6 protein-coding genes are annotated in these 6,571 nt (G+C 61.6%); 4 read left to right on the plus strand and 2 right to left on the minus strand.

The features are described from left to right. Positions 1 to 31: 31 nt before the first annotated feature. Positions 32 to 703: a ribose-5-phosphate isomerase RpiA gene (gene rpiA, locus BM70_RS0130740; RefSeq protein ID WP_025859562.1), complete on the minus strand. Its 672-nt coding sequence runs from the start codon at positions 701 to 703 to the stop codon at positions 32 to 34. Between the two features lie 136 nt (positions 704 to 839). Here rpiA and ilvA point away from each other — a divergent pair, with 136 nt between their 5' ends. Both ilvA and BM70_RS0130750 read left to right on the plus strand, forming a co-directional pair. Further along, positions 840 to 2,354 carry a threonine ammonia-lyase, biosynthetic gene (gene ilvA, locus BM70_RS0130745; RefSeq protein ID WP_025859563.1) on the plus strand — a complete coding sequence of 505 codons (1,515 nt, stop codon included), beginning with the start codon at positions 840 to 842 and terminating at the stop codon, positions 2,352 to 2,354. Between the two features lie 40 nt (positions 2,355 to 2,394). After that, the gene (locus BM70_RS0130750) at positions 2,395 to 2,808 is read left to right on the plus strand and encodes a DUF2269 family protein (RefSeq protein WP_025859564.1); all 414 of its coding nucleotides are present in this window, start codon (positions 2,395 to 2,397) and stop codon (positions 2,806 to 2,808) included. Positions 2,809 to 2,902: 94 nt separating this feature from the next. Here the strand turns inward: BM70_RS0130750 and BM70_RS0130755 are convergent, their stop codons facing one another. After that, positions 2,903 to 3,559 carry an HAD family phosphatase gene (locus tag BM70_RS0130755; protein ID WP_025859565.1) on the minus strand — a complete coding sequence of 219 codons (657 nt, stop codon included), beginning with the start codon at positions 3,557 to 3,559 and terminating at the stop codon, positions 2,903 to 2,905. Between the two features lie 143 nt (positions 3,560 to 3,702). On the opposite strand from BM70_RS0130755, the gene BM70_RS0130760 reads away from it, so the two are divergent. Together BM70_RS0130760 and ptsP are read left to right on the plus strand one after the other, a co-directional pair. Next, positions 3,703 to 4,182 (plus strand): RNA pyrophosphohydrolase, encoded by a 480-nt coding sequence (locus BM70_RS0130760; RefSeq protein ID WP_003176750.1) that lies wholly within the window; start codon positions 3,703 to 3,705, stop codon positions 4,180 to 4,182. A gap of 22 nt (positions 4,183 to 4,204) precedes the next feature. Further along, positions 4,205 to 6,484 (plus strand): phosphoenolpyruvate--protein phosphotransferase, encoded by a 2,280-nt coding sequence (gene ptsP / locus BM70_RS0130765; RefSeq protein WP_025859566.1) that lies wholly within the window; start codon positions 4,205 to 4,207, stop codon positions 6,482 to 6,484. The last annotated feature ends 87 nt before the right edge of the window (positions 6,485 to 6,571 follow it).

Raw genomic sequence — 6,571 nt, forward strand, 5'->3', positions numbered from 1 at the left:
GCCGGCAAGCCGGCTCCTACAGGGAGGGGTGTCAAACCTTGAGGGTTTTCACTCCTTCCGAAGTGCCCAGCAGCAGTACATCGGCCGGGCGCGCGGCGAACAGGCCGTTGGTGACCACGCCGACGATCGCGTTGATCTGCGTCTCCAGCTCCACCGGGTTAGTGATCTGCATGTTGAACACGTCGAGGATGATGTTGCCGTTGTCGGTCAACACGCCTTCGCGGTACACCGGGTCGCCGCCCAGTTTCACCAGCTCGCGGGCCACGTGGCTGCGCGCCATCGGAATCACTTCCACCGGCAGCGGGAACGCGCCGAGTACTGGCACCAGCTTGCTGGCGTCGGCGATGCAGATAAAAGTCTTGGCCACGGCCGCGACGATCTTCTCACGGGTCAGGGCTGCGCCGCCGCCCTTGATCAGGTTCAGGTGCTCGTCGCTTTCATCGGCGCCGTCGATGTAGAACTCCAGGTCACTCACGGTGTTGAGTTCGTACACCGGAATGCCATGGCCCTTGAGGCGCGCGGCGGTGGCTTCGGAGCTGGCCACGGCGCCGTCGAATGCGCCCTTGTGCTGGGCCAGCGCATCGATAAAACAGTTGGCGGTGGAGCCGGTGCCGACACCGACGATGCTCTTGTCGTCGAGTTTAGGAAGGATTAAATCGACGGCGGCCTGGGCCACTGCCTGTTTGAGTTGATCCTGGGTCATGCGGGCTCCGGAACGGGCGGGGAGTAAAGAGGGGCGCGAGTATAACCCAACAAAACCTCTGGATTCGTGTGGTCGCCCGCCCAAACGCTGGGTTAGACTCCTTGGCCCTGCCCAACTCGCCCAGTGATTTCCGCCGATGCTTGAACAGTACGTCAAAAAGATCCTCACCTCGCGCGTTTACGACGTTGCCGTAGAAACCCCGTTGCAGACCGCCCGCCAGCTCTCCGAGCGGCTGGGCAACAAGGTCTGGCTCAAGCGTGAAGACTTGCAGCCGGTGTTCTCGTTCAAGATTCGCGGCGCCTATAACAAGCTGACCCAACTGAGCGCCGAAGAACGTGCGCGCGGCGTGGTCACCGCGTCGGCCGGCAACCATGCACAGGGCCTGGCCCTGGCGGCGAAGGTGCTGGGGGTCAAGGCCACTATCGTGATGCCCAAGACCACCCCCGAGATCAAGGTCGAAGGCGTGCGTTCCCGTGGTGGCAAAGTGGTGCTGCATGGCGATTCCTTTCCGGAAGCCCTGGCCTACTCGCTGAAACTGGTCGACGAAAAAGGCTACGTCTACATCCACCCCTACGACGATCCACACACCATTGCCGGGCAGGGCACCGTGGCGATGGAAATCCTGCGCCAGCACCCGGGTCCGCTGGACGCGATCTTCGTACCGGTGGGCGGCGGCGGGCTGATCGCCGGCATTGCGGCGTACGTGAAATACCTGCGCCCGGAGATCAAGGTCATCGGCGTCGAGCCGGACGACTCCAATTGCCTGCAAGCGGCCATGGCGGCGGGCGAGCGCGTGGTATTGCCGACCGTGGGCATCTTTGCCGATGGCGTGGCGGTGGCGCAGATCGGCCAGCATACCTTCGACATCTGCAAGGATTATGTGGATGAAGTGATCACCGTGAGCACCGATGAAATCTGTGCGGCGATCAAGGACATCTACGACGACACCCGTTCCATCACCGAGCCGGCGGGCGCGCTGGGCGTCGCAGGTATCAAGAAATACGTGGAGACCCGTGGTGTCACCGGGCAGACCCTGGTAGCCATCGACTCCGGTGCCAACGTCAACTTCGACCGCCTGCGTCATGTGGCCGAACGCGCCGAACTGGGTGAAGGCCGCGAAGCCATCATCGCCGTGACCATCCCCGAAAAGCCCGGCAGCTTCAAGGCGTTCTGCGAGGCCGTGGGCAAGCGCCAGATCACCGAATTCAACTACCGCTACCACTCCGGCAGCGAGGCGCACATCTTCGTCGGCGTGCAGACCCACCCGGAAAGCGATCCGCGCAGTGCGCTGATCGCCAGCCTGACCAGCCAGGGTTTCCCGGTGCTGGACCTGACCGAGAATGAACTGGCCAAGTTGCACATCCGTCATATGGTCGGCGGGCATGCGGCCAAGGTCAGCGATGAAGTGGTGCTGCGTTTCGAGTTCCCGGAGCGTCCGGGCGCCTTGTTCAACTTCCTTAACAAGTTGGGCGGGCGCTGGAACATCTCGATGTTCCACTATCGCAACCACGGCGCAGCAGACGGCCGTGTGGTCGCCGGCTTGCAAGTGCCGGCGGATGAGCGCCACCTGGTGCCGGCCGCCCTGGAAGCCATTGGCTACCCGTACTGGGATGAAAGCGATAACCCGGCCTACAAACTGTTCCTCGGTTGAGCGACTACGCTGACTGAGCGGCCTTTAAGGAATCGAGACCATGGAAACACTGACCACCCTCAAGGTTATCCACATCACCGCCACCGTGTTGCTGCTGCTCAGCGGCCTCGGCCTGGCCGTACTGGCCTGGCGTAAACGCAGTGCCGGCCCGGCGGTCATCGTGCAACGCCCATGGGCGTTCGTGTGGCTGCTGATGGGCATTTGCCTGGTCAGTATGCCGTTCACCGGTTGGTGGCTGGTGCACCTGATCGGCTGGCCCCTGGGGCAAACCTGGATTTTAGGCTCCAGCATCCTCTACACCGTGGCGGCGCTGGCGTGGTTCTGGCTGGTGGCGCGCCTTAATCGCCTGCGCAAAGGTGAGGGCGGCAGCCTGAATTTTACCCTGGTGCTGGCGGTGGTCAGCCTGGCGGGGTTTGTGGCGATTGCAGGGCTGATGGGCGCCAAGCCGGTTTAAAGCGTTAGATCGCGTCGCCTTCATCGCAGGCAAGCCAGCTCCCACAGGGGAATGCATTTCAAATGTGGGAGCTGGCTTGCCTGCGATAGCGTCATCAGCTGCGCAGAGTGATCACCGGCCAGCCCCGCTTCTGCGCTTCAGCGCGCAAATTCGGATCCGGATCCACCGCCACCGGATGTGTCACCTGCTCCAGCAACGGCAAATCATTCATCGAGTCGCTATAGAAGTAGCTGTCTTCCAGGCTGTACCCAGTCTCTTCCAGCCAACGGTTCAAGCGCGTTACTTTGCCTTCACGAAAGCACGGTACATCGGTGCTGCGCCCGGTATAGCGGCCGTCGAGCATTTCGCATTCGGTGGCGATCAGGGTCTCGACGCCCAGCAACTCGGCAATCGGCGCGGTGACGAAGCGGTTGGTCGCAGTGATGATCACCAGCTTGTCGCCGGCGGCGCGGTGCTTGGCCAGCAGTTCCGAGGCCAGCGGCAGCATGATCGGCTCGATGCAATCGCGCATATAGTCGTTGTGCCACTCGTCCAACTGTGCCATCTCGGTGCGACCGAGGATTTCCAGGCAAAAGTTCAGGTAGGCGGCGTTGTCCAGCTTGCCGGCCAGGTAATCCTGGTAGAACTCGTCGTTGCGAGCCTTGTAGGCCACCGGGTCGAGAATCCCGCGTTCACAGAGGTAATCGCCCCAGGCGTGGTCGCTGTCACCGCCGAGAAGGGTGTTGTCCAAGTCGAATAAAGCCAGGCGCATTGCAGTTACTCGCTGAAAAGTCTGTAAAAAGGCGTCCAGAATACGGTCTTTTCACAAGAGTGCACATAAGGTAAGAAGCCTCGTTGCCGCTTCATCAACCTTTGTGGAACAATGCGGCGACATGCGTTTGCGAGGTTGTTGCCGTGATCGACCCCGATGGTTTCCGTCCTAATGTCGGGATTATTCTTACGAATGATGCCGGACAGGTGCTATGGGCTCGCCGAATCAACCAAGATGCCTGGCAGTTTCCTCAAGGTGGAATCAACCCCGACGAAACCCCTGAAGACGCCTTGTACCGTGAGTTGAACGAAGAAGTCGGCCTTGAGCGCGAAGATGTACAAATTCTGGCCTGTACCCGTGGCTGGTTGCGCTATCGTTTGCCGCAGCGCCTGGTGCGTACCCACAGCCAACCGCTGTGCATCGGCCAGAAGCAGAAATGGTTTCTCCTGCGCCTGATCTCCAACGAGCAGCGGGTGCGGATGGATTTGACCGGTAAACCGGAGTTCGATGGCTGGCGCTGGGTCAGCTATTGGTACCCGTTGGGCCAGGTGGTGACATTCAAGCGCGAGGTTTATCGTCGCGCTCTCAAAGAGCTTGCCCCGCGCCTTTTAGCGCGCGACTGACGACGGAGTTCGACCCCGAGCCATGCTCAATACGCTGCGCAAGATCGTCCAGGAAGTTAACTCCGCCAAGGATCTCAAGGCGGCGTTGGGGATTATTGTGTTGCGCGTCAAGGAAGCCATGGGCAGCCAGGTCTGCTCGGTTTACCTGCTGGACCCCGAGACCAACCGTTTTGTGCTGATGGCCACGGAGGGCTTGAACAAGCGCTCCATCGGCAAGGTCAGCATGGCGCCCAATGAAGGTCTGGTGGGCCTGGTGGGGACGCGTGAAGAACCCCTGAACCTTGAAAACGCGGCCGATCACCCGCGTTATCGCTACTTTGCCGAAACCGGTGAAGAGCGTTACGCCTCGTTCCTCGGCGCGCCGATCATTCACCACCGCCGCGTCGTCGGCGTATTGGTCATCCAGCAAAAAGAGCGCCGTCAGTTCGACGAAGGTGAAGAAGCCTTCCTCGTGACCATGAGTGCGCAGCTCGCCGGGGTTATCGCCCACGCTGAAGCCACCGGCTCGATTCGCGGCCTGGGGCGCCAGGGCAAGGGCATCCAGGAAGCCAAGTTCGTCGGCGTACCGGGTTCGCCGGGTGCGGCGGTCGGTACCGCCGTGGTCATGCTGCCGCCGGCCGACCTCGATGTGGTGCCGGACAAGACCGTCGATGACATCGACGCTGAAATCAAACTGTTCAAGACCGCCCTGGAAGGCGTGCGCGCCGACATGCGCAACCTGTCGACCAAGCTGGCCACGCAACTGCGCCCCGAAGAACGCGCGCTGTTCGACGTGTACCAGATGATGCTCGACGACGCGTCGCTGGGTAACGAAGTCAAGACCGTGATCAAGACCGGCCAGTGGGCCCAGGGCGCGCTGCGCCAGGTGGTCACCGATCACGTCAACCGTTTCGAATTGATGGACGACGCCTACCTGCGCGAGCGCGCCTCGGATGTGCGCGACCTCGGTCGCCGTCTGCTGGCCTACCTGCAGGAAGACCGCACCACCAACCTGGTGTACCCCGACAACACCATCCTGATCAGTGAAGAACTCACCGCCACCATGCTCGGCGAAGTGCCGGAAGGCAAACTGGTCGGCCTGGTGTCGGTACTGGGTTCGGGTAACTCCCACGTCGCGATCCTGGCCCGGGCCATGGGCATCCCGACGGTGATGGGCCTGGTGGACCTGCCGTATTCCAAAGTGGATGGTATCGACATGATCGTCGATGGCCATCGCGGTGAAGTGTTCACCAACCCCAGCGAAGTGCTGCGCAAGCAGTACGCCGAAGTGGTTGAAGAAGAGAAGCAACTGGCGCTGGGCCTGGATTCATTGCGCGAACTGCCGTGCGTGACCACCGACGGTCATCGTGTGCCGCTGCTGGTGAATACCGGCTTGCTGGCCGATGTGGCTCGTGCGCAACAGCGCGGCGCCGAAGGGGTGGGGCTGTACCGCACCGAAGTGCCGTTCATGATCAACCAGCGTTTCCCGAGTGAAAAGGAGCAGCTGGCGATTTATCGCGAGCAACTGCAGGCCTTCCACCCGTTGCCGGTGACTATGCGCAGCCTGGACATCGGCGGCGACAAGTCACTGTCGTATTTCCCGATTAAAGAGGACAACCCGTTCCTCGGCTGGCGCGGTATCCGCGTTACCCTCGACCACCCTGAAATTTTCCTCGTACAGACCCGCGCCATGCTCAAGGCCAGCGAAGGCCTGAACAACCTGCGCATCCTGCTGCCGATGATCTCCGGCACCCATGAGCTGGAAGAGGCGCTGCACCTGATCCACCGCGCCTGGGGTGAGGTACGCGACGAGGGCGCCGACGTGCCGATGCCGCCGATTGGCGTGATGATCGAAATCCCGGCGGCGGTGTACCAGGCCAAGGAGCTGGCGCGTCAGGTAGACTTCTTGTCCGTGGGCTCCAACGACCTGACCCAATACCTGCTGGCCGTGGACCGTAACAACCCGCGGGTGGCCGACCTCTACGATTACCTGCACCCGGCCGTGCTGCAAGCCCTGCAGCATGTGGTGCGCGATGCCCACGCCGAAGGCAAGCCGGTGAGCATCTGCGGTGAAATGGCCGGCGACCCGGCGGCGGCGGTGCTGTTGATGGCGATGGGCTTTGACAGCCTGTCGATGAACGCCACCAACTTGCCGAAGGTGAAGTGGATGCTGCGCCAGGTTGAACTGAGCATGGCCAAGGACCTGCTGGCGGAGTTGATGACCATCGACAACCCGCAAGTTATCCACAGCTCGCTGCAGTTGGCCCTGAAAAACCTGGGGCTGACGCGGATGATCAACCCGGCTTCGGCGAAAACCTTGTAGCCGACAAAGATCAAAATGTGGGAGCGGGCTTGCTCGCGAATGCGGTGTATCAGTCACACATCCGGCGCCTGACACACCGCATTCGCG

It is taken from the genome of Pseudomonas sp. CHM02, from assembly GCF_000612585.1.
In the GTDB taxonomy this organism is placed as follows: domain Bacteria; phylum Pseudomonadota; class Gammaproteobacteria; order Pseudomonadales; family Pseudomonadaceae; genus Aquipseudomonas.